Here is a 25,226-nt window from a genome sequence, read left to right as displayed (position 1 = left end):
GTGCATGACAGAACGAGGAACCCGAGTTCGGCGGGATTGCCGCTCGGGTGGCAGGCCTCGGAGCAGAAAAAAATTGAGACAATCCCTGCTGTTGTTCCTGGCGAACCGCGTGTTCAGGTTTGGCGACGCAGCCTCGCTGCGCTCGGCAGCGGCTACAGGCATTCGCGTCGACAGCAGTTCGGCGCCATGACCGTAGGAGCGAGGCTTGCCCGCGATCCAGGCGACGCGAGTCGTCTGGACGGACGTCATCGCGAGCAAGCTTCGCTCCTACAGAAGCCCCCCTTTTATTGCACCAACTGGTTGATCTCGATGATCGGCAGCAGCACCGCCATGACGATCACCAGCACCACCCCGCCCATGACCACGATCATCAGCGGTTCGAGCAAGGCGGTCATGCCCATGGCGCGGCGTTCGATGTCGCGGGACAGGGTTTGCGCGGCGCGTTCGAGCATGGGTGGCAGGGCGCCGGTTTTTTCGCCGCTGGCGATCAGGTGGATCAGCACCGGCGGGAAGACTTTTTCCACCCGCAGCGCGGCGGCCAGGTTGACGCCTTCGCGGACCTTGGCGGTGGCGTCGCTGACGCTCTGGCTCAGGCGGTCGTTGGACAGGGTCTGGCGCGCCGCTTCCAGGGCGCGCAGCAGCGGCACCCCTGCTCCGCCGAGGATCGCCAGGGTCGAGGCGAAACGCGCGGTGTTCAGGCCCAGCACGAAACGCCCGATCAGTGGCAGGCGCAGCACTCGACTGTGCCAGTTCAAACGGGCCTGGGGGTTGCGCAGGTACAGGCGCCAGCTCCAGAAGCCGCCCGCCAGCACGCCGAAACACAACCAGCCCCAGGCGCGAATGAAATCGCTGGCGTTGAGCATCGCCAGGGTCAGCCCCGGCAGGTCCTGGCGCGCCTGGGAGAAGGCGCTGACCACCTGGGGCACCACGTAGCTGAGCAGGAAGATCACGATGCCCACCGAGACCAGCCCGACCACGCCGGGATAGATAAAGGCGGTGAGGATCTTGCCGCGCAGGGTATTGCGTTCCTCGATGTAGTCGGCCAGGCGCTCCATGACCTGGGCCAGGTCGCCCGACTCTTCGCCGGCGGCGATCAGCGCCCGGTAAATGTCGGGGAAATCCCGTGGCCGCGCCGCCAGGGCTTCGGCCAGGCGCATGCCGCTGCGCACATCGGCGCGCACCGCGCTGAGGGTGTGGGCGATGTGCTTGCGTTCGGCCTGCTCCACCGTGGCGCTCAGCGCCGCTTCCAGCGGAAGGCTGGCGCCCAGCAGGCTGGCCAGCTGGCGCGTGGCCCAGGCCAGGTCGTTGTCCGACAGCTTGGCGCTGAACAGGCCACCGCCACCGGCCTTGGGCGTGTTGCTCTCCACCTGCACCATCAGGGCCGTCAGCCCACGGCTGCGCAGCACGCCGAAAGCGGCGCTCTGGCTGTCGGCTTCCAGGTGCCCGGACTCGATCTTGCCGAGGGCGTCGGCGGCTTCGTAGCGATAACGGTTCATCAGGCGTCCCGGGTTACGCGAAGGATTTCTTCAGGGGCGGTGGCGCCGCTGCGCACCCAGCGCTCGCCGTCCTCGCGCATGCTGAACATCCCGGCGCGGCGCGCGGCGGCGCGCAACGCCTGTTCGTCGGCGCCCTGGTGAATCAGGCTGCGAATGTCGTCGTCGATGCAGAACAGCTCGTGGATGCCGGTGCGCCCGCTGTAGCCGACCTGGTTACAGGCCGGGCAGCCCACCGGGCGCCAGGTGCCGGGGGCGGTCGGGTCTTCTTCCTTGCAGTGCGGGCACAACCGGCGCACCAGGCGCTGGGCCAGCACGCCGAGCATCGACGAGGCCAGCAGGAACGGCTCGACGCCCATGTCGATCAGGCGGTTGACCGCCGACACCGCGTCGTTGGTGTGCAGGGTCGCCAGCACCAGGTGGCCGGTAAGCGAAGCCTGCACGGCGATCTGCGCGGTTTCCAGGTCGCGGATCTCGCCGATCATGATGATGTCCGGGTCCTGGCGCAGGATCGCACGCAGGGCCAGGGCGAAGGTCATGTCGATCTTGGCGTTGACCTGGATCTGGCTGATGCCCGGCAGGTCGTACTCCACCGGGTCCTCGACGGTGAGGATGTTGCTGGTGCTGGCGTCCAGCCGCGCCAGGGCGGCGTAGAGGCTGGTGGTCTTGCCGCTGCCGGTGGGGCCGGTGACCAGCACGATGCCGTGGGGCTGGCGGATCAGGTTATCGAGCTTGCCCAGCACCTGCGGGTCCATCCCTAAGGTTTCCAGTTGCAGGCGCCCGGCCTGTTTATCCAGCAGACGCATCACCACCCGTTCGCCATGCCCGGTGGGCACCGTGGACACCCGGATATCGATGGGCCGCCCGGCCACGCGCAAGGCGATGCGGCCGTCCTGGGGCAGGCGTTTTTCGGCGATGTCGAGCTGGGCCATGATCTTGATCCGCGACACCAGCGCGCCATGCAGGGCCTTGCGCGGCGAGACCACGTCGCGCAGCGTGCCGTCGACCCGGTAGCGCACCACCGAATGGCTTTCATAGGGCTCGATATGGATATCGCTGGCCTCGTCCCGCGCGGCCTGGGTCAGCAAGGCGTTGATCATGCGGATCACCGGCGCGCCGTCCTGGGTGTCCAGCAGGTCGGTGATTTCCGGGATGTCCTGCATCAGGCGGTCGAGGTCGACTTCGTTCTCGGCGGCGCCGACTACTGCGGCGGCGCTGCCGGTGTCGGAATAGGCGCTGGCCAGCAGGCCGTCGAGTTCTTCGTCGCGCACCCGCTCCAGGCGCGCCGGGCCGAACTGGCGGCGTGCTTCGCTGATCGACCAGCCGGGGGTCGAGGGGCAGACCAGGAGTACGGCGCCCTCCTCGCTGTGACGCAGGAGGATGCGTTGGGATTTGGCCCAGGCATAAGGGAGTTGTGGGTTCATGGGAGTGCCTCCGGGCCTTGGACGTGGACATATCCGTTGCTGCGGTAACGGCCACTTAGGGTTTCGCCCTTACGGCGAGTCACTTTGAAGCCCGGAATGCCGGCCAACCCAAAGTAACCAAAGGCTCTTGCCCCCAGCGTCCGGTCCTCGCTAGGGCTCGGATTCCCTCGCTCCGGTCCTGCTCCGTGGGCCGCCGCCACAGGCCATCCATGGCCTGGGGCGGCTAACTCGGCATCCCTGCCGAGTTGCCCACTGCGCAGAACCTCCACTCGGCCTCCCGACGGGGCAAGAAAATCAAAAGCAATGCGAGGCGACCTGCCGGTCGGCCTGTCTGAGAACACGTTCCCTGTAGCCGCCGTAGGCCATCCGCGGCCTGGGGTGACTAACTCGGCATCCCTGCCGAGTTGCCCACTGCGTAGAACCTCCACTCGGCCTCCCGACGGGGCAAGAAAACCAAAAGCAATGCGAGGCGGCCTACCGGCCGGCCTGGATTTGGCGCTGATCCCTGTAACTGCTGCAGGCCATCCACGGCCTGGGGTGGCTAATTCGGCATCCTTGTCGAGTTGCCCATTGCGCAGAACCTCTACTCCACCTTCCGACGGGGCAAGAAAATCAAAAGCAATGCGAGGTGGTCTACCGGCCGGCCTGAATTTGGCGCTGATCCCTGTAGCCGCTGCCGCAGGCTGCGATCGGCTGCGAAGCAGACGCAAAACCATGCGCCTCGATCTGCCTGATACACCGCGCCGTCTGGTTTGGCGTGCGCTGCGCGCCCGATCGCAGCCTTCGGCAGCGGCTACAAGAAGCGCGTAAAACGCGCTTGGCTCTTGCTTTTGCTTTTGCTGTGGCTCTTGATCTACCCGCCCCTTTCCCAGAGGCCGAACGCAGGCGTTGCGCAGGGGGTAGCGCGGCAGGGATGCCGCGCTAGCCGCCCCAGGCCATGGATGGCCTGTGGCGGCGTGCCCCCGGAGCAATGCCGGAGTGAGGGCATGCCGAGCCCTAGCGAGGCACCGAATGGAGGGGCAAGCCTTTTTGCTTACTTTTTTGGCGTTTGAAAAAAGTGAGTCGCCGTAAGGGCGAAACCCTAAGTGGCCGTTACCGCAGCAACGGATATGTACCCCGTCAAACACCCGGCGCGTAAACGCAACAAACGAACTCATTGCACCGGCACCGCCCTGATCCTCGCCCTCGGCACCTGCCCCGAGCCCGCCCCCGGCACTGGCGACGACACCGGCACAACACCCGGCCCACCCGGCACCCCCTGCTCCGCCGTCGGCAATTGCGGCGCCTGCATGTCCGGCATCGCCCAGCTGCGGTCCGGCTGCAGGCCGCCCTGGGCGCGGCGCATGAAGTCGTAGCGGTTGAGGGTAATGCTGCGCCCGGCGGCGCTGTCGCGAATGATGTAGGGCCGCAGGAACACCATCAGGTTGGTCTTGTTGGTCGAACGGCTTTCGTTGCGAAACAGCGCGCCGATCCCGGGAAGGGTCGACAGCCACGGCACCGCGTTGTTGCTCTGGCTATAGCCATCCTGCAGCAGGCCGCCGAGGACCATGATCTGGCCGTCGTCGAGCAGGATGCTGGTGTCGATCGCGCGTTTGTTGGTCACGGTGCCGGCCTGCACCGAGGCGCGCTGGTCGACGCTGCTGACCTCCTGGTAGATGTCGAGCTTGACCGTGCCACCTTCGGAAATCTGTGGCCGCACATTCAGCTTCAGGCCCACCTCTTCGCGCTGTACGGTCTGGAACGGGTTATTGCTGTTGCCGCCACCGCCGGTAACGTAGCTGCCGGTGACGAAGGGAATGGTCTGGCCGACGAAGATGCTCGCCGCTTCGTTGTCCAGGGTCAGCAGGTTCGGGGTCGACAGCACGTTGTTCCCGCCCTTGCTCCTCAGGGCCCGGGCCAGCACCTTGAGGTCGAGGATCTTGCCGATTCCGGGGATGTCCACGGTGCCGTTGACCAGGCCGACGTTGAGGCCCTGGGGCAGCACGTCGACGCTGGTCTTGCCGTTGAGGTTGAGGCCGCTGCCGCCCAGGTTGGCGCCGCCGATGACGCCGCTGCCCCCCAGGTTGCCGGTCTGCCACTGCACGCCGAATTCGGCGGCGTCGTCTTCGTTGACCTCGACGATCAGGCTTTCGATCACCACCTGGGCCCGGCGCTGGTCGAGCATGTCGATGACTTCCCGCAGGTTGCGGTACAGCGGTTCCGGCGCGGAAATCAGCAAGGTGTTGGTGGTGGCATCGGCCTGGATGGTCACGCCGCCGGCGCTGAAGGCGGTGTTCTGGTCGGACGCCTGGGTGCCGCCCTGGCTACTGCTGGAACTGCCGCCCTGGGCATAACCGCTGCCGGAGCTGCCGCCGCTGAGGCTGGAGCTGCCACTGGTGGAGCTGGTGCTGCCGCTCTGGCCGCTGCTGGAACTGCCGCCCTGGCTCATGCCGCCCATGCTGCCGAGCATGGCCCGTGCGTTGTCGCCGGTGCCGCTGTCGCTCTCGCCGGTGAGCAGGCCGCGCAGGGCCTGGGCCAGCTTGCCGGCCTGGGCGTTGCGCAGGTACACCACGTGCAGGTTGCTCGGGTTGCTCTGGGCATTGTCCAGCTTGTAGATCAGGTTGCGCGCCAGCTCGGTGCGCTCGGGGCTGCCGGTACGGATGATGATCGAGTTGGAACGCGGGTCGCCGACCACGCTGACCTTCTGGGTCGGGTCGGCGCCCTGGGTTTCCAGCAGTTCGGAGACCATGCCGGCGATGTCCACGGCGATGCCGTTCTGCACCGGCACCACGTCGGTGTCCAGGGCACTGGGGATGTCGATGCCTTCGATGATCTGCGCCACCCGGGTGAGGTTCTCGGCGTAGTCGGTGATGACGATGCTGTTGTTGCCCGGGTAGGCGTTGATCGGGTTGTTCGGCGACACGATCGGGCGCAGCACCGGGATCAGGTTCACCGCGTTTTCGTACTGCAGCCGGAAGGTGCGGGTCAGCATGCCGTTGGCCGACGGCTTGCCGGCGTTGTAGATCGGCCCGCCGAGCAGCTTGGCGTCGGCTTCCGGCACCACCTGGGCCACGCCGCCGACGTCCACCACGCTGAAGCCCTGCATGCGCAGGGCCGCCAGCAGCATGTCGTAGGCCTGGTGGGCCGGCACTTCGCCTTCGCTGACCAGGGTCAGGTTGCCCTTTACCCGCGGGTCCACCAGGAACTGCTGGCCGGTGGAACGTGCCAGGGCCCGGACCACGGCCTGGATATCGACGTCGACGAAGTTCAGGCGCACCGGCTGGTCGCCCAGGGGATTGCGCACCACCGTGCTGCTGGCCGCGGGAGCACCGGGCGCGCGTCCCGCACGGCTGATCGGATGCTGGTATTTGGGACGCTGGGTCTGTTGCGCCTGGGCCCTCTCCCGCTCGGCCACCACGTCGCCGCCACTGCGATTGGTCTCGCCCAGGGGCCGCCCCAGTTCGCTGTCCACCAGCAACGGTGGCTGTGGCTCCTTGTTGTTACTGCACGCCGCCAGCGCCAGGGCCAGCGGCCCCAGCAGGAGCAAGGGCAGCGCCTTGCGCGATTGGCGGGCGTAAAAAGAACCTGACCACTTCATGAAGCTTCCTTAGCGCCAAGCGCCTGATCCATGCGAACGGTTCCGGACAGTTTGCCTGCCGTGCCATCGATGTCGGCCGCCCCTGCGCGTTGCAGGCGGGCCTCTACCACTTCCAGGGAAAACTGCCGGGGATTGCCCAGCAGCCAACCGACCACGGCATCCGCCGGGGCCTCTTGAAAACTCAAGTGCCAGGCCTGGGACTCGCCCTCGCCCGCCAGCTGCAACTGGTACAGCCCCTGCAGGCCGGCGGCATCCAGGGTCTGGCGCAAGGACTGCTCCAGGCTCTGCCCCGCCTCGCCGCCACGGGGCCCGCCGGCCTGGTGCAGCACCAGCTCCAGGGCTTCGGACTGGGAGCGCAGCTTGGGGATCTCGGCCTGCCAGTAATCGATCTTTTTCAGCGCCGGCTCGATCAGCACCAGCCACACCAGCAGGCCGCCCAGTACCGCCGCCGCGCCGGCCAGCAGGCGTTTCTCGCGCAGGGCCAGGCCGTTCCAGTACAGCTGTGCCTGGGCGGCCTGGCGCTGCCAGCGCTGGCAGTAATGGCTGAGGTTCAGCTTATTCATCCTCGTCTTCCTCGCTGTCGTCGGCTTCCATCGGCACCGCGCCGGTCGCCATGCCTGTGGCCGCACGCAGGGTCCAGCCCTGGTCGCCGGGGCTGGCTTCGAGCCCGGCCTGGGTCAGCAGGCCCTGCCAGCCGCTGTCGGGTGCGGGGACGCGGGTGTCGCTGAGCAGGCTCAGTTGCAATTCGCCGTTCTGGTAATTCAGTTGCTCGACCCCGCCAATCACGAAAGGCATGGCGTTGCTGGCCTGCTGCACCAGGCTGTTGAAGCTTTGCGGGGCGTCGCCGCTGGCCCCGCTCTGGCGCGCCGCCAGTTGCTGACGCGCCTGTTGCAGGGGGTTGAGGATCACCGGCAATTCCGGGAACACCTGCTGCACCCGTTGGCTCATCTGCGCCTTGAGCTGCTGGCCCTGGGCCGCCTGGCGCGCGGCGTAGAGGTTCAGGCCCAGGGTCCAGACCACCAGCGCCGTCGCGCACAGCGCCGCGGCACGGCCCCAGCCCTGTTGGCGAGCGCTGTTGTTCTGCACCCCGCCGTGCAGGCCCCAGGCGGGTGCCTGGCCGGTCCAGCGACAGCTGTCCGGCAGTTGCTCCAGCGCCCCTTGCGGGGCCGCCTCGCCCACCCATTGCAACCCGGCGCCATTGGCCAGCAGGGCCTGCAAGGCGTCTTCCGGCAGCGGTTGCACGCTGCCCTGCTGCGGGCTGTGGCGCAGCAACAGGTGCTGGTCCTGCAGGCAGGCGGTCAACTGGCCCGCCGCCGGCACCGGCAAGGCATAGGGCGCCGGGTACAGGCCGCGCAGTTTCAGGCCGGCCTGCTCCAGCACCTGGCCCAGCCGCGCCAGCGCTTCGCGTGGCAACCAGCTGATGTGCACCTGGCCGTCGCTGTCGCGCGGGCTGTGGGCCACGTACAGGCTGTCGCTGTGGCCGAGAATCAGCGCCTGGGCGGCGCAGGCCACCGCCGCGCTGACCTTGGCCGGCGCCAGGGCCGGCAGCTCGATGCTCGCCAGCAGGCTGTCCTCGGGGTGCAGGAAACACTCCACGGCCGGCGCCTTGGGCACCTGCCCCAACTGCATCAGGCTGGCTTCGCCGGCTTCCTGGACCTGGCCTTCTTTAGCCTGGAGCCGGGCAAAGCTCACCCGGCTCTCGGCCGTCAGTGTGTGCAAGGGCGGCAGGCTGACGCGCAAGCGGCTCATACGCCCACCCGCGACCAGATCACCCGCGGCATGTTGTCTTCGCTGCGGTGCAGCAAGGCCAGCAGCTTGACCCGGCGCCGCTCGCCGCGGGCCTGGCCTTGCAGGCGGAACCACTCGCTGGTGATGCCGACCCGCACCGCGTCCGCCGGTACCTGCGGCATGCGCAGGCGGTTGATAAAGTCGCCCTGATTGATGAACCACTGGCCGCTGTCGCGCTCGGCGATCAGCGCCTTGGCCCGCGGCAGCGCCAGCCCTGGCACAGTCGCGGCGAGCACTTCGGCGCTGGCGGTATTGCCGTTGACCCAGGTATTGGCCGGCAGGATGGTGACAAAGGGTTCCAGGCGCGCCAGCAGCTTTTCATCGACGCCGTTCACCCCCAGCAGGTCGTCGAGGCTGCGCAGCATCGGCTGCTTGGCCAGCAGCGGCTTGCGCGCGGCCTCCGGCGAAGTGTCGCGACCGCTGTGGAAACCGCTATTGACCGGCGACGCCGTGCCTTCCGTGCTCAACAGTCGTGGGTAGGACGCGATCACCCGCTGGCTGATGCGCTGGCCCAGGGTCGCGTTGACCCCGAGCAGCTCGCACAGGCGCTGGAAATTCTCGATCTGCAAGGGGTCGAGGCGGTCGTTGGCCAGCAGGTTGCGCAGGTTGAACTTGCTCTGCTCGTCCTCCAGCCGGCCTTCGAACGGCCCGGCGCCCGGGCCCAGGGCCGCGAGCTGGATCGGCCGCGCCCAGTTCTGGTCGAGGCGGGTCAGCACATCGCGCTGACGGTCTTCCCACAGGCGCTGGCGGCTGACTTCCATGCCGCCCTGCAGCTGCCAGCTGCCCTGGACCCGCAGTTGCTCGCTTTCCAGCCCGCGGGTGAACAGGGTCTGGCGGGTCAGCATGCCGCCGGCGATCACCGCCACCACGGCGGCGATCAACAAGGCGCTGATAATGGCCATGCCACGCTGTTTCGCCGCTGTCGGCGAACGGGCTGTCATGGCGGCGCTTACAACTGCCAGGAGCCGATATCGGCATTCACGCCGTCACCGTCTGGCTGGCCGTCGGCCCCCAGGGAGAACACATCCACTTCGCCGTTGGCCCCCGGGTTCAGGTAATGGTAAGGACGGCCCCAGGGGTCGTTGGGCAGGCGTTCCAGGTAGGAGCGCCAGTTGCTGTTCTTGGCATCCGCCGGGCGCTCCACCAGCACTTTCAGGCCCTGGTTCATGCTCGGGTAGGTGCCGTGGTCGAGGCGATAGAGCTTGAGGGCCTGCATCAGCCCACCGATATCCTGCTTGGCCGCAGTGGCCCGGGCCTGGTCCGGACGGTCGAGCACCTTGGGCACCACCATCGCGGCCAGGATCCCGAGAATGACCACCACCACCATGATCTCGATCAGGGTGAAACCGCCCTGGCCGCGCGGGCGACGGGGCTGGCGGCGGGGCTGAAGATGAGGCTGGGGGTGTGACGTGAAGCGCACGACATCCATCTCGACGTTCCTTGGCTTGATTTCGATTCGTCGCGCAGTGTTGCAAGAAAATATGTCAGTGATATTGACGTTGCTCGGGAGTGACCGTAGCCAATCGGTCAAATTTGCCGGTTAGGCTGCAAGCCTTCCTTTGCGCCACGAGACGTCCATGCCGCGGCCACGCCAGCCACTCCCCCAACGACCCGCCAGACGGCCAGCCACCCGACAACGGGGTTTCACCCTGATCGAGGTGCTGGTGGCGCTGGCGATCATTGCCGTGGCCATGTCGGCGGCGATCCGCGTGGCCGGGTTGATGACCCAGAGCAACGGTTTGCTGCGGGATAGATCCATCGCCCTGCTGGCGGCCCAGTCGCGCCTGGCGGAACTGCGCCTGGAAGGCCGCCTGCCGCCCGGGACCAAGAACATCGAGTGCGACCAGGGCCGGCTCAAGCTGCGCTGCGAGCAGAACATCGCCCCCAGCCCCGATCCGCGGCTGTCCCGGGTCAGCGTGCTGGTCCTCGACCGCAGCCGCGAGGCCCCGCCCCTGGCGCGCCTGGACACCCTGGTCGCGCGGGCGCCGAAGAACCCCAATCGTTAAGGATTAACCCTGTAGGAGCAGCCGGTCGACGCTCGATTGCTCGCGATGGACCTGAGAGCGCCGCGTTCATCCAATCCACACGCGTTATCGTTAACGTCCATCGCGAGCAAGCTCGCTCCTACAAGGGCCCCGCTACTATCAGGAATCTGTTTAACCAGGCACTTTTCGACAGGGTCGTCACTGGCGGATCAGCACCGGCAACGCCGGGCTCTCCGGCAACTTGCTGACATCCAGCCGCGAGCGCTCGCCACCGCGTTCGATCACCACCCCGTCGCCCTCGATGGCCACCAGCTGCACGCCCTGGGCCAGGCGCTCGCCCACCAGGAAGCTGCGCGGCGGCGCGTCGTTGAGGCTGAGAATCGCCACCGCGCCGCGAGGGCTGGCCATCAACCCGGTGACCTTGATGTCCAGCGCCAGCGGCTGGTTGGAAAACCACTGCTGCGCCGGGCTCTGGGCCTGGGCGGCCAGGGCTTGCGGCGGCGCCTGCGGGGTGCGCGACTCGGCGGGGGTCAGCAGCAGCGACGACCAGGTCGCCACCCCGGCCACGATCGCCAGCAGGGCCACGGACTGCACCAGCTGCGGCGGGGAAAATCGATGGACGAATGCCATGGCAAGGACCTCCTGTTTGTCCGTCTTCGCAGCCTAGCGCGCAATGGTCACGTTTTTATTTCACATTCACCGGGCAGGATGAAAACCGACGCACAGGAGGCGTGCCCCATGACCCCATCCCGACAACAGGGCTTCACCCTGATCGAGCTGATGGTGGTGCTGGTGATCATCGGGATCGCCAGCGCCGCCATCAGCCTGAGCATCCGCCCCGACCCGCTGCAGGGCCTGCGCAAGGACGCCGAGCGCCTGGCCCAGTTGCTCCAGGTGGCCCAGGCCGAGGCGCGCGTGGATGGCCGCCCCATCAGCTGGCGGGCGGATGCCAAGGGCTTCGCCTTCAGCCGGCCCAGCGACGACGGCCGCGGCCTCGACCAGTTCAAGGACGACCCGCAGCTGCGCCCGCGGCCCTGGGAAAGTTCGTCGATCAAAGTGCGCATCGAGCCCGGCCCGCGGCTGGTGCTCAACGCCGAATGGATAGACACACCGCTGCAGGTGCAACTGTCCGACGGCCGGCACAGCCTGACGGTGCAACGCACCGCCACCGGCGTGGTGCGGGTGGTGGCGCTGCCATGAGGACCCGGATCAACCAGCGGCAAGGCGGCTTTACCCTGATCGAGGTGATGGTGGCGATCCTGCTGATGGCGGTGGTCAGCGTGATCGCCTGGCGCGGGCTGGACAGCGTCAGCCGGGCCGACAGCCATTTGCAGGCCAGCAGCGAGCAGACCGAGGAGCTGCTGCGCACCCTGCACCAGCTGGAACGGGACGTGGCGCTGCGGGCCAGCGTGGAATTGATGGAGCCGGTGCCGGCGGGAAGCGATGCCGAAGCCAGCGATGTGCCGGCGGCCCTGACCGTGCGCAGCGCCGACAGCGGCACCTTCCGCCTGGATGTGATCCGCACTGCGGCGACGCCCGGCGAGGGCCTGCAACGGGTGCGCTGGTGGCTCAAGGGCGACACCCTGTACCGCGCAGCGGCGCCGGCCCGCGACCGTTACCCGCTGCCCGCGCCGAAAAACGCCGTGGCGGTGCTGGAGCATGTCAGCGACTTGCAGCTGCGGGTCTGGGATCGGGACAAGGGCTGGCGCCAGCTCAGCGGCAACCGCAAGGAAAACCCACCGGGCCTGGAAATCCGCCTGGTGCGGCAAACACCCCAAGGCGAAGAACGTTATCGCCAGGTGCTGGGGCCGTTGGAGTGATTGCCGCATCAGGCTGGATGCCGTTGTAGCCGCTGCGGAGCGTAGCGAGGCTGCGATCGGCAGCGCAGCGGCCGTAAACCAGGCAACCCATTCTTCCCGATAAACCGCGTACACAGGTTTTGCGAGGACTTCGTCCTCGATCGCAGCCTCGCTACGCTCCGCAGCGGCTACAGCGGCTACAACGGCAACGCAGTTAATGCAGCGGCTACAGGTCGAAGGCGATTCTGTAGGAGCGAGGCTTGCCCGCGATCCAGGCAACGCGGTTGGCCGGAACGGACGCTATCGCGAGCCAGCGTCGCGCCTACCGGTTTTGTGCTTCAGCTCAACAACACCACGCCACCCGGCAACTCAGTGCATTTGGCGCCGTAGGCGTCGCGGATCAGCAGGGCCACGCCAGCCAGCTGGTTGAGGTTGAAACGCGCCTGCACCTTGCGCTTGCCCAGCTCGGCGTTGAGCAGCACCAGCATGCCCGGGCGGTAGCGGTTGATCTCGTCGATCACGGTGTTGAGGGTGGCGTTGTCGAACACCAGCACCTGCTCGCGCCAGGCGATCACCGCCGTCGGGTCCACGGCCGTCGGCTCGCCGACCTGGCGGCTGTCGTAGGTCAGCTGGCGGCCGCTGTCCAGACGGATCAACCGGCCCGCGACCTCGACCTGCAGCGCGCCATCGATGCAGGTCACGCAGACACTGTGATTGATATTGCGCACGTTGAAACGCGCCTGGGAAGCGCTCAGCCAGCCGTTGCCGGCCTGGACCCGCACCGGCAGCGCGCCCTGGCTCGACACCTCGACCTCGCCTTCGAGCAGTTCGATGCCCTGCCCGCCTTGCGCCAGTTCGCGTCGGCTGATGCGGGTCTGGGTGTTGAGCTCCAGGCTCAGCCCGTCTTCCAGCTCGACCCGGCGCTGCTCGCCGACTTCGGTGCGGTAGTCGGCGCTCAGGCCGGCAAAACCGCCGGGCACCGAGACCCGCACCGCCACCAGCGCCACCGAGGCCGCCAGCGCCCCGCCGAGAAAGGCCCGGCGCCCGAAGCGCCGCGGCTGGGTCTGCTGCTGGCATTGTTCGGCGGCCGGCTTGAGGCTGTGCCACAGCAACTTGGCCTGCTCGAAGGCCTCGGCATGCTGCGGGCTCTGCGCGCACCACTGCTGCAAGGCCCGGGCATCGGCGGCGGTGGCCCGCCCCGAGGTCAGCAGGAGCAACCAGTCCTGGGCCTCGTTGCGCAGCCGGTGGTCCGGTGTCGCCCGAGAAGTGGAGATGCTAAAGATGTTCAAGCGTGCGGGTACTCACGGATTAATCGGGACCTTTAGTGACTAGGACGGTTTTCCGGCGCCGGGACCGAACCGCTGAATCACTTTTCTTTCAAGGCGCGAGGCGCAATGGCCCAGGGCCGCCTTGATTTCCTTCTCGACCATCCGTGTCGAAATGCCGAAGCGCTGGGAGATTTCCAGGTGCGGCGCCTCTTCCAGGCGCGCGGCGATAAAGATCTTGCGCCGGCGCGCCGGCAGTTCGTAGAGCGCCTTGAGCAGCGACTGGATTTCCTTCTGCCCACCCACCACCCGCGACGGGTCCAGGGCCTCGTCGCTGATCTGCAGCAGCTCCTCGACCTCGCTGCCGGTGAGCAGCCGGGCATCGGCCTGGCGGCGGTCGGCGGCGATGTTCAGGGCCATGCGATAGAGGTAGGCATTGGGCTGGGCCAGGTTCGGCGGCTCTTCCATGCGGTCGACCCGCAGGTAGGTTTCGTGCAGCACATCGTTGGCCAGGTCTTCCGAGCCCAGGCGCCGGCGCAGACGCACCTTGAAGTCGTCGTAGGAGGTCAGGAACAGCCTGACCATCGCACTGTGCCCGGTATTCTTCATCCCCCGGAGGCTCCTTGGCGTTGTCTGCAATCCATGCGTTTTCCTGCGCTGTCGGGTATCAGGAGCAAGGTCACCGGCTGGCGCAGCGAACTCGGTGCGGGCCGTTCGACCCAGGTTTCGCTCAGGCTCTGCACCAGCGCCTCGTCGCGCCGCAGATCGCCGGTGGTGGTGACCAGGCGGCTGTGCTCGATATGCCCGCTGCGGTCGATCCACAGTTGCAGCACCGCGCGATAGCGACCCGGCCGGGTCAGTTCCGAACGGCACAGGCCGGCCTCCACCGCGCGTTGCAGGGCACTGGCGAAACTGTCGCTGGCCCAGGTCCCGGCGTTGCCGCCCGCGCCCTTGGGGGCAGGCGCATCGCTGAGCTGGGCGACTTGCAGGGTAAAGGCATCGGAACGGGCGTAACGGGCCATCAAACCACTTCCTGTCAGCAGGCGACTCAGGGCATCCCGGGCGCTGTAGCGCCCCTGGACCCGTACCGAGCGGCGCCCTCGGGTCAGCTCGCGATCCACCAGCACCGCCATCCCGGTCGAGCGGCTGAACAGTTCCAGCGCTTCGGCCAGGTCTTGCGCGGCGATGTTCAGGTCCAGCAGCCGGTGCGAATCCACCATCGGCGGCGCAGATGGCGCCGCCCACAACCCGCCGCAGGCAGCCAGCGCCAACAGCAGCGCAAGCCCCCTGCGCGCGAACCCCGCGTGAAAGAAAGACCGATACCCGACCTTTGCTCGGCGTCGCTGCACGGCTGACCTGTCCCTGAAAACCGTCATCCTGAGGCCAGTTTATGAATCTGGTGTTACGGCGCCCGCAAAAAAACCATCACTTTTTCGCCACCCGCCTTGCTCTACACTCAAGGACCGCAACGGCCCCTCCCGGGCCCGCCAGGAGGCTCCCGATGAAACAGCTCTGCACCCTTGTCGCCAGCCTGATGCTCGGCGCCCTGCCGCTGGCCGGCCACGCCGCCACGCCGGTCGAGGCGCCCGCCACGGCTCCTGGCAAAGCACCCACAGAGGGTTGCATCGACGTCAGCGTGGGTGGCTACAAGGCCCCGGACTACGGCTGCCTGAGCAAGCAGATGGGCAACAACCCCGACGGCGCCAGGGCCGAGCAGAAGAACCAGGAAGCCATGCAGGTGCCGATCCACAAGCGCCCGCCAAACCAGATGGGCCTGTCCACCCCGGCCGCCACCAGCACGCGGATGGGCAATACCTTCGGCACCTCGGTGAAGCCGCAGCGGCCTTGAGGTTGCGTGTTGTCTGTTCGGGCCCTATCGCGGGCAAGCCTCGCTCCTACGGGGGCACCATCAGCCTCTGTAGGAGCGAAGCTTGCTCGCGATAGACGGCGCAGCCGTCGTTGCTGCGGTTACACCCCCGCCCACTGCCGCGCCACCATCTCCAGCTCCGCTCTTGCCCGTTCGAGGGCTTGCTCGCGGGCTTCGGGGTTGGCGAATTGCAGCGGCTGGGCATCGACGAACAGCGGGTTCTGCACACCGATAAAGGCAAAGGCGGCCTTCAGCGCCGGGGTCAACGCGTCCATCCAGGCCATGGGATTGCCCGGGCGCAGGTCGGCGCCACGGCTGGTGAGGAACAGCACCTTCTGCCGGGTCAGCTGGCCGACGATGCCGTCCGGGGTATTGAGGTAGGTCAGCTCGGTGCGGGTGATGCTGTCGATAAAAGCCTTGAAGGTCGAAGGCATCGACCAGTTGTACATCGGCATGGCGAACAGGCAGGCATCGGCGTCCATCACCCGCTGGCACAAGGCATCCGAGGCCGCCAGGGTCTGGCGCATCTGCGGCGTGCGGGCCTCGGCAGCGGTGTAAGTGGCGATGGCGAAGGCCTCGCTGACGTGGGGCGGCGTATCCACCGTCAGGTCCAGGTAGTCGATCTTAAGGTCGACGCCCTGGCCTTGCAGCCGCTCGATGAAGTAGCGGCCCAGGGCCCGGGAGTTGGAGCGTTCGCCTTTGGAGCTGGCATCGACGTGCAGCAGTTTCATTGAGCATTACCTTGCTGGGATGGAAAGAGATCTGGGCTAAAAGCTGGGCTGTTGGCGGAACGCCACGGCGAGGCGGTTCCAGCAGTTGATGGCGGCCACCGCGACGGTCAGGTCGACCAGCTCGCGCTCGCTGAACTGGCCACGCACCGCCTGGAACAACTCATCCGGCACCGCGGCGTCGGCCAACAGGGTCACCGACTCGCTCCAGGCCAGGGCCGAGCGCTCCCGCGGGCTGAACAACCCCGAGTCGCGCCATACGCTCAGGGCGTACAGGCGCCGCTCGCTCTCGCCGTTCTGGCGCGCCTGCACCGCGTGCATGTCGGTGCAGAACGCGCAGTGGTTGAGTTGCGAGACGCGGATCTTGATCAGCTCCAGCAGCGGCTTCTCGATGGACAGGCCGAAGGTTTCTGCCTCGAGCATCAACAGGCCCTTGAGGGCTTCCGGCGAGGCGCTGTAGTAGTCCAGGCGGGGTTCCATCGGGGTCACCGTAAGCGTGCGTTTGTGTTCTTCCTAGCCTAAGGGCCGTGCTGGGCTGTCCCTATAGCCAATCCGCGGGTTTATCGGCAGTCCACCGGACCTGTGTCGGACTTGATCCCGCCGAAGCCCTGCGGGCTTATCGCAGCCTGCGGCAGCGGCTACACCGCCCGGTCCGAAGGCAGCGTCGCATCCTGTAGCCGCTGCCGAAGGCTGCGATCGCGTACGCAGTACGCGCCAGGATCTCAGGCCAATCCCGATACCAGGCCCGCTACACCAAACCCGGCCGGGCGGGTAATCTGGCGGGCACTGATCGTTTTGGAATCTCATCGATGGAACTGCATGTCGTCATCAACGGGCGCAAGGACCTGGCCGACCAGCTGTATCGGCAACTGCGCGCCGCCATCGAATCCGGACGGCTGGCGGCGGGCGCCCAGTTACCGCCGAGCCGCCTGCTGGCCGAGCAACTGGGGATCTCGCGCAAGACGGTGTCGGACACCTACAGCCTGCTGACCTACGAGAACTTCCTGATCGGCAGGATCGGCCGCGGCACCTTCGTCAATGCCCGCCCGGTGAAGGTCGAAGCCAAGCAGAGCGCCGCCGACCTGGCCTGCGCGCAGAGCCTGGAAAAATGGCGCGAGCTGCCCTCGCCCCTGCGCCACCCGACCCTGGAAGGCACCTCGCGCTACGAGTTCATCGGCGGCGCCATCAGCCGCAATCAGTTCCCCCAGGAAGAATGGCGGCGCTGCACCCAGGACGCTTTGCGGCGGATCGCCCAGAGCGGCGGCTTCTACAGCCAGCCGGAAGGTCTGCCGGCGCTGCGCAGCGCGATTGCCGGACATGTGTCGTTCTCCCGCGGCGTGGTCTGCAGCGACGCCGACATCGTGGTCTGCAACGGTGCGCAACAGGCCCTGGACCTGATCGCCCGGGTGGTGCTGGAACCCGGCAGCCTGGTGGCCATGGAAGACCCCGGCTACACCCCGGCGCGCCTGCTGTTCAGCGCCCAGGGCGCGACGGTGATCGGCGTGCCGGTGGATGATGAAGGCATCCAGGTCGAGCGGATTCCCGACGGCGTGCGGCTGATCTACGTCACCCCGTCCCACCAGTTCCCGCTGGGCATGCCCATGAGCCAGGCCCGCCGCGAGGCCCTGCTGGAGCGGGCGCGGCAGCTGGGGGCGATCGTCATCGAGGACGATTACGACAGCGAGTTCCGCTACGAGGGGCGGCCCACCGACTCCCTGCAAAGCCTGGATAAACGTGGCGTGGTGGCCTATGTCGGGACCTTCTCCAAGACCATGCTGCCGCAGCTGCGCCTGGGCTATGCGGTACTGCCGCCGGCGATTCTCGGCGCGGTGATCAAGGCCAAGCGCCTCACCGACTGCCACACCTCGACCCTGCCGCAATGGGCGCTGGCCAAGTTCATCGCCGAGGGTTACCTGCTCAAGCACATCCGCCGCTGCCACACCGTGTACGCCGGGCGCCGCGAGCGCATCCTGCGGCGCCTGAACGGCGACCTCTCGCCCTGGCTGCAAGCGGTGCCGTCCACCGCCGGCTTCCACATGGCGGCACTGTGCAAGGTGCCGGTGAACATCCCGCTGCTGCTGGAGCTGGCGAAGAAGGTCGAGGTCGGGCTCTACCCGCTGCACGGCTTCTATGATCAGGAGCCGGCCAGGGACGGGCTGTTCATCGGCTTTGGCGCCATCGAGACCCTGGACATCGACCCGGCCCTGGACAAGGTCCGTGACATCCTGCAACAGATCGCCTGATTGGCCCCGGGCTTTTCCCGGGGATTGGTTATTTTCGTTGCAATCTCCTGGCCTTATTCTGAGCCTCCAGCAAACGCCGTGACCGCAACTGCGATCTTGAGACCCTGCACCTGCTACGTCGCAGTGCCGCCCAAGCCGATCGCAGCCTGCGGCAGCGGCTACAGGTCGTGGAGGGTTCGAGATGTCCAGTCCAGCCATCAATATCGTGCAGATCCGAGCCGCCCAAGGCCGTTCGGATGAACTTGACCAGCATTTGACAACACTCCTCGCCGCCCTGCGCGAGGCCCCGGGTTGCCTGGAGTACACCGCTCGCCGCAGCGTCGAAGATCCCCGGCATTGGACCGTGCGCGGCCAGTGGCGCTCGGCGGCCGAAATGCAGGCGCATTTCCATCTGCCGGCGGCCCAGGGCTTCATCGACCTGCTGGCCAGCCGCCTGGCCTGCACCCTCGACTTCGAACACTGAGGCATTGGTCTGCGCTTCTTTGCCGGGATTGGTTATAGGCCGGTCGCGCCAGCGGGCTTACCTTGGGCCGGCCCCTTTCGCACCGGAGAAACCGACCATGAAGAAGCCCCTCGCTGCCCTGACCTGCGCCCTCGCCGGCCTGACCCTGCTCACCTCCCTGGGCGCCGCCGCCCATGACCCGGAGTACGGCCAGGAGAAACTCAAGATCCTCCAGGAACATGCCCTGAGCAACCTGCCGGGCAAGACCGCGCTGATGCTCACCGTCGACTACGCGCCGGGCCAGGCCACGGTGCCGCACATGCACAAGGGCGCGGCCCTGGCCTATGTGCTCGAAGGCGAGATCACCTCGCGGGTCAACGACGAGCCGGCCATCACCTACAAGGCGGGCGAATCCTGGTACGAACCGGCCGGCTCGCAGCACCCGGTGTCGGCCAACGCCAGCACCAGCAAACCAGCCAGGCTGCTGGTGTTCGTGCTCAAGGACACCAAGGATGAGGTGCTGACGCCGTTGCAGCAGTAAGCGCCTGGCCGCTGCGCGGAGTACATTTTTTCTGTAGGAGCGAGGCTTGCCCGCGATGACGTCAGTACAAACAGCACAAGGCCAAGCCGATAAAAAGGCGTCTGGCCGCTGCGCGGATCGCGAGCAAGCTTCGCTCCTACAGAAGCCGCGTTTTTTTGTAGCCGCTGCTGCAGGACCTTGAGCCCCTTGCGAGCGCTCCGCTCGATCCTAGCCTGCGGCAGCGGCTACAACATTTCGCGAGACCATAAAAAAAGCCCCGTATCTCGCGATACGGGGCTTTTTCATTTAGCACTCGATCAGGCCGCCGCTACAAGGCCCGATTGACCGCTCATGGCCAGGTCCAGCAATTCGCGGTTGGCCACTGCGTACATGGCGTAGTCGGTGCCGCTGGCGGCACGGATTTCCACCAGCATCGCGCGCCAGCGCTCGACCATGCTCTGGTTCTGCTCCAGCCACAGGGCCACGCGGGCTTCCATGTCTTCTGGCGCGTCGGCCATTTGCAGGACCGAGATGGTGATCGCCCGCTGCTGCCAGTCCACGTCGTCGCGGAAGGCTTCGCGTGCCTGGGCCTGCCAGTTGTTGGCCACCGGCAGATCGCTGATCTGCTGCAGGTACCACGGCAGGTCCAGGGCGCTGCCCACGGCGAAGTAGGCCTTGGCCACATCGGCGGCGTCGTGCCCGGTGACATCCGCGGCCTCGATGATCGGCAACAGGGTGTACAGGTGGGTGGTACCTGCCACCATGCGCGCCAACAGCTCGGGCACGCCGGCTTCGACGTAAGCGGTGTAGCGGGTCTGCCAGCCTTCGCGGGTCGGGCCTTCCAGCAGTTCGTCGAGCTTGAGGCCCAACGCTGCCAGGTGCGGACCGAAGTGCGCGACGTCACGCGCGGCATCCTGCTCGTTGCGGCGGCTGCGCAGGAACCAGCGGGTGGCGCGACGGCCAAGGCGCATCAGCTCGTCCATCAGCTCCAGCTGCACCTGGGCCGAGACCTGGTGGTCCAGGGCTTCGATCTGGCGGAACCAGTGCGGGAGATGGAAGATGTCACGCACGATCACATAGGCGCCCGCCACGTTGGCCGGGCTCATGCCAGTGGACTCCTTCAGGCGCTGCACGAAGGTGATGCCCATGTGGTTGACCAGGTCGTTGGCGATCTGGGTGCTGACGATCTCGCGCTTGAGGCGGTGACGGCGCATGGCTTCGGCGAACTTGCTGACCAGGGTCGGCGGGAACGCGGTTTCCATGTCGCGGGTCAGGTAGTCGTCGTCCGGTACCAGGGAATTGAGCAACTGCTCCTTGAGGTCGATCTTGCTGTAGGAGATCAGCACCGACAGTTCCGGACGGGTCAGCCCGTGGCCGGCGGCGACGCGTTCGTTGAGCTGATCTTCCGACGGCAGGAACTCGATGGCGCGATCCAGCTTGCCACGGCCTTCCAGGTCGCTCATCAGGCGCTTGTACTCGGCGATCCGCGCAAAGGCGCGACGGGCCGCCAGGGACAGGGCCTGGGTCTGCTTGTAGTTGTTGCCCAACACCAGGCCGCCGACTTCGTCGGTCATGCTCGCCAGCAACTGGTTGCGTTGCTTGTCGGTCATGTCGCCGGCATGCACCACTTCGTTGAGCAGGATCTTGATGTTCACTTCGTGGTCGGAGCAGTCCACGCCACCGGCGTTGTCGATGAAGTCGGTGTTGGAACCGCCGCCATTGAGGCCGAACTCCACACGACCCAGCTGGGTCATGCCGAGGTTGCCGCCCTCGCCCACCACCTTGCAGCGCAGCTCGTTGCCGTTGACCCGCAGTGCATCGTTGGCCTTGTCGCCGACATCGGCGTGGCTTTCGCTGCTGGCTTTCACATAAGTACCGATACCGCCGTTCCACAACAGGTCCACCGGCGCCTTGAGCAAGGCGTTGAGCAGCTCGGTCGGGGTCAGCTTGTCGGCCTGGATGTCGAAGCGTTCTTTCATCTGCGGCGAGATGGCGATGCTCTTCGCGCTGCGCGAGAAGATGCCGCCGCCTTCGGACATGATGCTGGTGTCGTAGTCGCTCCAGGCCGAGCGCGGCAGGTCGAACAGGCGCTGGCGTTCAGCGAAGCTGGTGGCCGGATCCGGGTTCGGGTCGATGAAGATGTGCAGGTGGTTGAAGGCCGCGACCAGTTGCAGCTTGTCGGACATCAGCAAGCCGTTGCCGAACACGTCGCCGGCCATGTCGCCGACGCCCACCACGGTGATGCTGTCTTGCTGGACATTGATGCCGCGCTCGCGGAAGTGGCGCTGCACGCCGACCCACGCGCCCTTGGCGGTGATACCCATCTTCTTGTGGTCGTAGCCGGCGGAACCGCCGGAAGCGAACGCATCACCCAGCCAGAAGCCGTAGTCGATGGCGATGCCGTTGGCGATGTCGGAGAAGGTCGCGGTGCCCTTGTCCGCCGCCACCACCAGGTACGGGTCATCGTCGTCGTGACGCACCACGTTGGCCGGTGGCACCAGGGCGCCGTCCTTGAGGTTGTCGGTGATGTCCAGCAGGCCGGAGATGAAGATGCGGTAGCAGGCGATGCCCTCGGCCGCGATCTCGTCCCGGCTGCCGCCCAGCGGCAGGCGACGCGGCAGGAAGCCGCCCTTGGCGCCCACCGGCACGATCACCGAGTTCTTCACTTGCTGGGCTTTTACCAGGCCCAGGACTTCGGTACGGAAGTCTTCTTCACGGTCGGACCAGCGCAGGCCGCCGCGAGCGACGTTGCCGAAACGCAGGTGCACGCCTTCGACGCGCGGCGAGTAGACGAAGATCTCGAACTTCGGCACCGGCTTGGGCAGCTCGGGAATCAGGTGCGGGTTGAACTTGAAGCTGAAGTACGACTTGTTATGGCCGTTGGCGTCGGTCTGGTAGAAGTTGGTCCGCAGGGTGGCCTTGATCAGGTCCAGGTAGCGACGCAGGATGCGGTCTTCGTTGAGCACCTGGACATCGTCCAGGGCGGTGAGGATCGCGTGCTCCAGGCGTTGCTGCTTGTCTTCCAGGTCATCACCGGTGAGCTTGCGCGCCAGGTAGAAGCGGGTCTTGAACAACCGGGTCAGCTCGCGGGCGATATCGGTGTGGTTGTTCAGGGTGCTGGCGATGTAACCCAGGTCGAAGCCCAGGCGGATCTGCTTCAGGTAACGGGCGTAGGCACGCAGCAGCGCGACGTCGCGCCATGGCAGGCCGGCGGTCAGCACCAGACGGTTGAACGCATCGTTCTCGGCATCGCCACGGACGATGTGGACGAAGGCGTCCTGCAGCGTGTCGTTGAGCTGCTGGATATCCAGGTTCAGGCCTTCGGCCGCGGTGAAGGCGAAGTCGTGGATCCAGAACTCACGGCCGCTGGCGTGACGCAGGCGATACGGGAACTCGCCGAGCACGCGCAGGCCGAGGTTTTCCAGGATCGGCAGCACGTCGGACAGCGCCAGAGGGGTGTCGGCGTGGTACAGCTTGCAGTGCAGCAGCGGCTGGCTGGTGGACTGGGTCAGCGGCTGGTAGAAGCTCATCACCAGCGGGTTGGCCTCGGACAGGCTCAACAGGTGCTGCATGTCGACCACCGCCGAATGCGCGGCGAAGCGCTCGCGGTAGCCGGCCGGGAAACCCTTCGGGAAGTCGGCCAGGACGTTGGTGCCGTGGGCTTCGCCGAAGCTTTCGACGGTCAGGGCAGCGTAATCGTCCTGCCAGCTGCGGCAGGCCTGCACCACTTCTTTTTCCAGCAGCAGCGGGTCGATGTCGATGCGGTTCTTCGGGTCGACCCGCAGGATCAGTTGCACGCGCGCCAGCACGGACTCGGAGAAGAAGGTCCAGAACTCGCAGTCGGTGGCCTTCAGGCGATCCATCAGCACCTGCTGGATCTTCTGCCGCACTTCGGTGGAATAGATGTCGCGCGGCACATAGGCCAGGCAGTAGCAGAAACGACCGTACGGGTCCTTGCGCAGGAACACGCGGATCTTGTTGCGTTCCTGGATCTGCACGATCGACATCACGGTGTTGAACAGCTCGTCGACCGGGGTCTGGAACAGGTCGTCGCGGGGCAGCACTTCGAGGACCTGGGCCAGTTCCTTGCCCAGGTGCGCCTTGGCCTGGAAGCCGGAACGCTGTTCGATGATTTCCACCTTGCGGCGGATATAAGGAATCACCCGCACGCTTTCGCCGTACACCGACGAGGTGTACAGGCCCATGAAGCGGCATTCCTTGATCACATTGCCGTCGGCATCAATCTGGCGGATCGACACGTAGTCCGGGTAGGCCGGACGGTGCACGCGGCTTGGGTGCGCGGCCTTGGCGAACGACAGCGGCGTCGGTTCGCGCAGGTAGTTCACGGCGTAGTCTTCGATGCGCAGGTCGTCGACGGTGAGGCCGGCGCGCAGCAGCTTGGTCAGGCCGAGGAAGGAGTCCTGGTCGTACTCGATATGGCCGCCGTGCTGGTCTTCGCGCACCACGAACTCTTCGTAGCCGAGGAAGGTGAAGTGGTTGCCCACCAGCCATTCCAGGAAGCTCTTGATCTCGCCCTTCTCATCGGCGTCGATCTCGAACTGGCTGTTGCCGATGCCATCGATCAGTTCCTGGACCTTGGCTTTCATCGGCTCGAAATCGGCGACAGCGACGCGGACTTCGCCGAGCACCTGCTCCAGTTCCTTGCTCAGCACATTGAGCTCGGCGGTGTTGGCGCAGCGGTCGATCTCCAGGTACATCAGCGATTCTTGCAGGATGCCTTCGCCCTGGGTGCCTTTGGGCAGGATTTCCAGCAGCTCGTTCTTGCTCCCGCGACGCACGCTCAGCACGGTGGTCTGCAGGGTGTGGATGCTGTAGCCGCGACGGTTCAGCTCGGTGCGGACCGAGTCCACCAGGAACGGCAGGTCATGGTGCAGCACCTCGACCGCGGTGTGGGTCGACTGCCAGCCATGACGTTCGTAATCGGGGTTGTAGACGCGCACTTGCGGTTGCGCGTGGTCGAAGCGCTCAAGCAGGCGCCAGGCAGAAAGGGTGCAGCCCGCCAGGTCGGACAGCCGACGCTGGGTGAGTTCGTCCAGAGAAATGATGCCGAAGAATTGTTCAGCGAACAGCGCCACTTGTGGCAGTGCCTGTTCACTGATGTGCTGCGCCAGTGCCGCTTGCAGTTGGTGCTGGAAGTCGGCCTTGCTGGCTGCGGTGAAGAACGCCATCTGTGGTACTCCGCTTGGGCTTGTTATTGATGAAAGCGTCGCATGCAATCCCCTTTGGGGGTGTCGGTCATCCTGCTCCTGGATCTCGGGCAGAGGTTGCAGGATGACAGGGTGGTGAAGCTGTACGAGACGCTCAGGTCACATTCACCGTTCCCGGAGGGGCATCTGCAAAAACGACTGCCCAGGTGCGCCGGGCAATGCCTTTACAGGTGCTCATCCGTTGCGCAGCTTAACGAGTGCGGCAAGCCCGCTGCTTGCGGTGCTGCGACATATTCGGTCATTGGCAGGCAACTGGCGGGCCAGGCCTTGAACAACACTAGCAGCCACTGGACAAAACAGCGGCCGCAGCGCGGTTTTACGGGACTGTCGTACCAGAAGCGGGCAGTTGCAGCGACGCCAGCGTGACCTGTTCTCTGACACACAAAGCAGCAGAAATTCCCCCGGGCTGGCAGAATTGCACTTTGTTCGCCCCGCTCCCCCGTCGGAGCCAGACCCAGGACTCGCCCCATGCAAATGACCACCGCCCACCTGATCGCCAACCCGTGCGACGACGAAGAAGACAACATGGCCATGCTCTGCTGCCACAGCAACCAGGGCGAGATGTTCCTGATGACCCGCTACCCGGACGAGGACGAACTGGAGATCACCCTGGACGGCGAACCCTCGACCCTGGACGGGGTAAAAGTCACCCTGGGCCCGACCCGCCTGCTGATCGAAATCGCCGCGGCCGACGCCGATGCGCTCAATGGCAGCGATCACCTGGAGATCAAGCACAACACCGCGGCGGCGGACCTGGCGGAAGTCGAGCAAACCCTGCAGAACATCCTCAAGGGCACCGGCACCTATATCAGCGAGCTTTGATCTACGAGCTTTGATCTACCAGCCCTGATTCAACCCGCTGTGAGC

General features: G+C 66.3%; 22 protein-coding genes. 8 read left to right on the top strand and 14 right to left on the bottom strand.

The features are described from left to right. Positions 1 to 284 precede the first annotated feature (284 nt). The 7 genes from gspF to gspG all read right to left on the bottom strand — a co-directional run bounded on the left by gspF (position 285) and on the right by gspG (position 9,711). On the bottom strand, positions 285 to 1,496 hold the full coding sequence (gspF, locus tag PVZ80_RS14795) for a type II secretion system inner membrane protein GspF (RefSeq protein ID WP_038579400.1): 1,212 nt from the start codon (positions 1,494 to 1,496) through the stop codon (positions 285 to 287). Then, positions 1,496 to 2,917 carry a type II secretion system ATPase GspE gene (gene gspE, locus PVZ80_RS14790; RefSeq protein ID WP_009048770.1) on the bottom strand — a complete coding sequence of 474 codons (1,422 nt, stop codon included), beginning with the start codon at positions 2,915 to 2,917 and terminating at the stop codon, positions 1,496 to 1,498. The genes gspF and gspE overlap by 1 nt, the downstream gene beginning before the upstream one ends. Positions 2,918 to 4,070: 1,153 nt before the next feature. Continuing rightward, positions 4,071 to 6,494 carry a type II secretion system secretin GspD gene (gene gspD, locus PVZ80_RS14785; RefSeq protein WP_273864113.1) on the bottom strand — a complete coding sequence of 808 codons (2,424 nt, stop codon included), beginning with the start codon at positions 6,492 to 6,494 and terminating at the stop codon, positions 4,071 to 4,073. Next, positions 6,491 to 7,057 (bottom strand): type II secretion system protein GspM, encoded by a 567-nt coding sequence (gspM, locus tag PVZ80_RS14780; protein WP_273864112.1) that lies wholly within the window; start codon positions 7,055 to 7,057, stop codon positions 6,491 to 6,493. Before gspM ends, gspD begins: the two co-directional genes overlap by 4 nt. Beyond that, positions 7,050 to 8,243, bottom strand: a complete 1,194-nt coding sequence (gspL, locus tag PVZ80_RS14775) for a type II secretion system protein GspL (RefSeq protein ID WP_273864111.1) — start codon at positions 8,241 to 8,243, stop codon at positions 7,050 to 7,052. The genes gspM and gspL overlap by 8 nt, the downstream gene beginning before the upstream one ends. Beyond that, the gene (gene gspK / locus PVZ80_RS14770; protein WP_273864110.1) at positions 8,240 to 9,223 is read right to left on the bottom strand and encodes a type II secretion system minor pseudopilin GspK; all 984 of its coding nucleotides are present in this window, start codon (positions 9,221 to 9,223) and stop codon (positions 8,240 to 8,242) included. Before gspK ends, gspL begins: the two co-directional genes overlap by 4 nt. Positions 9,224 to 9,231: 8 nt before the next feature. Beyond that, positions 9,232 to 9,711, bottom strand: a complete 480-nt coding sequence (gspG, locus tag PVZ80_RS14765) for a type II secretion system major pseudopilin GspG (protein WP_009048764.1) — start codon at positions 9,709 to 9,711, stop codon at positions 9,232 to 9,234. A gap of 148 nt (positions 9,712 to 9,859) precedes the next feature. On the opposite strand from gspG, the gene gspI reads away from it, so the two are divergent. Continuing rightward, positions 9,860 to 10,288, top strand: coding sequence for a type II secretion system minor pseudopilin GspI (gene gspI, locus PVZ80_RS14760; protein ID WP_037005849.1), 429 nt, complete (start codon positions 9,860 to 9,862; stop codon positions 10,286 to 10,288). Between the two features lie 177 nt (positions 10,289 to 10,465). Here gspI and PVZ80_RS14755 read toward each other — a convergent pair whose 3' ends face one another. Then, positions 10,466 to 10,897 (bottom strand): type II secretion system protein N, encoded by a 432-nt coding sequence (locus tag PVZ80_RS14755; protein WP_009048762.1) that lies wholly within the window; start codon positions 10,895 to 10,897, stop codon positions 10,466 to 10,468. Between the two features lie 108 nt (positions 10,898 to 11,005). Between PVZ80_RS14755 and gspH the strand changes: the two genes are divergently transcribed. Continuing rightward, on the top strand, positions 11,006 to 11,467 hold the full coding sequence (gspH, locus tag PVZ80_RS14750) for a type II secretion system minor pseudopilin GspH (RefSeq protein WP_009048761.1): 462 nt from the start codon (positions 11,006 to 11,008) through the stop codon (positions 11,465 to 11,467). Beyond that, a complete protein-coding gene (locus PVZ80_RS14745; RefSeq protein ID WP_009048760.1) occupies positions 11,464 to 12,087 on the top strand; it encodes a PulJ/GspJ family protein in 624 nt (207 codons plus the stop codon). Before gspH ends, PVZ80_RS14745 begins: the two co-directional genes overlap by 4 nt. A 317-nt stretch (positions 12,088 to 12,404) precedes the next feature. On the opposite strand, the gene PVZ80_RS14740 is transcribed toward PVZ80_RS14745, so the two are convergent. Genes PVZ80_RS14740 through PVZ80_RS14730 form a run of 3 tightly spaced genes read right to left on the bottom strand, consistent with a single transcriptional unit; the run spans position 12,405 to position 14,551 of the window. Continuing rightward, entirely contained in the window at positions 12,405 to 13,355 is a 951-nt protein-coding gene (locus PVZ80_RS14740; RefSeq protein WP_038632115.1) for a FecR family protein, read from the bottom strand. Positions 13,356 to 13,394: 39 nt separating this feature from the next. Continuing rightward, positions 13,395 to 13,940, bottom strand: coding sequence for an RNA polymerase sigma factor (locus tag PVZ80_RS14735; protein ID WP_009048758.1), 546 nt, complete (start codon positions 13,938 to 13,940; stop codon positions 13,395 to 13,397). Further along, entirely contained in the window at positions 13,937 to 14,551 is a 615-nt protein-coding gene (locus PVZ80_RS14730) for an STN domain-containing protein (RefSeq protein ID WP_009048757.1), read from the bottom strand. The genes PVZ80_RS14735 and PVZ80_RS14730 overlap by 4 nt, the downstream gene beginning before the upstream one ends. Before the next feature lie 281 nt (positions 14,552 to 14,832). On the opposite strand from PVZ80_RS14730, the gene PVZ80_RS14725 reads away from it, so the two are divergent. After that, positions 14,833 to 15,180: a hypothetical protein gene (locus PVZ80_RS14725; RefSeq protein WP_016704689.1), complete on the top strand. Its 348-nt coding sequence runs from the start codon at positions 14,833 to 14,835 to the stop codon at positions 15,178 to 15,180. Positions 15,181 to 15,299: 119 nt separating this feature from the next. Here PVZ80_RS14725 and PVZ80_RS14720 read toward each other — a convergent pair whose 3' ends face one another. Then, positions 15,300 to 15,929: an FMN-dependent NADH-azoreductase gene (locus tag PVZ80_RS14720; protein WP_273864109.1), complete on the bottom strand. Its 630-nt coding sequence runs from the start codon at positions 15,927 to 15,929 to the stop codon at positions 15,300 to 15,302. A gap of 36 nt (positions 15,930 to 15,965) precedes the next feature. Next, positions 15,966 to 16,406, bottom strand: a complete 441-nt coding sequence (locus PVZ80_RS14715; protein WP_273864108.1) for a carboxymuconolactone decarboxylase family protein — start codon at positions 16,404 to 16,406, stop codon at positions 15,966 to 15,968. A 329-nt stretch (positions 16,407 to 16,735) separates the two neighbouring features. On the opposite strand from PVZ80_RS14715, the gene pdxR reads away from it, so the two are divergent. From pdxR to PVZ80_RS14700, 3 genes are all read left to right on the top strand, one after another. Beyond that, positions 16,736 to 18,169: a MocR-like pyridoxine biosynthesis transcription factor PdxR gene (pdxR, locus tag PVZ80_RS14710; protein ID WP_273864107.1), complete on the top strand. Its 1,434-nt coding sequence runs from the start codon at positions 16,736 to 16,738 to the stop codon at positions 18,167 to 18,169. 181 nt (positions 18,170 to 18,350) lie between these two features. Beyond that, entirely contained in the window at positions 18,351 to 18,632 is a 282-nt protein-coding gene (locus PVZ80_RS14705) for a putative quinol monooxygenase (protein ID WP_124299285.1), read from the top strand. A gap of 97 nt (positions 18,633 to 18,729) precedes the next feature. Beyond that, the gene (locus tag PVZ80_RS14700) at positions 18,730 to 19,152 is read left to right on the top strand and encodes a cupin domain-containing protein (protein ID WP_273864106.1); all 423 of its coding nucleotides are present in this window, start codon (positions 18,730 to 18,732) and stop codon (positions 19,150 to 19,152) included. Positions 19,153 to 19,448: 296 nt separating this feature from the next. Here the strand turns inward: PVZ80_RS14700 and PVZ80_RS14695 are convergent, their stop codons facing one another. Continuing rightward, entirely contained in the window at positions 19,449 to 24,320 is a 4,872-nt protein-coding gene (locus tag PVZ80_RS14695; protein ID WP_273864105.1) for an NAD-glutamate dehydrogenase, read from the bottom strand. 507 nt (positions 24,321 to 24,827) lie between these two features. Between PVZ80_RS14695 and PVZ80_RS14690 the strand changes: the two genes are divergently transcribed. Further along, positions 24,828 to 25,181, top strand: coding sequence for a hypothetical protein (locus PVZ80_RS14690; RefSeq protein WP_016704682.1), 354 nt, complete (start codon positions 24,828 to 24,830; stop codon positions 25,179 to 25,181). The last annotated feature ends 45 nt before the right edge of the window (positions 25,182 to 25,226 follow it).

Origin of the sequence: Pseudomonas sp. B3G-3, assembly GCF_028640915.1 — a bacterium.
GTDB lineage: Bacteria > Pseudomonadota > Gammaproteobacteria > Pseudomonadales > Pseudomonadaceae > Aquipseudomonas > Aquipseudomonas chlororaphis_I.
This window is presented reverse-complemented; position numbering and strand designations above follow the sequence as displayed.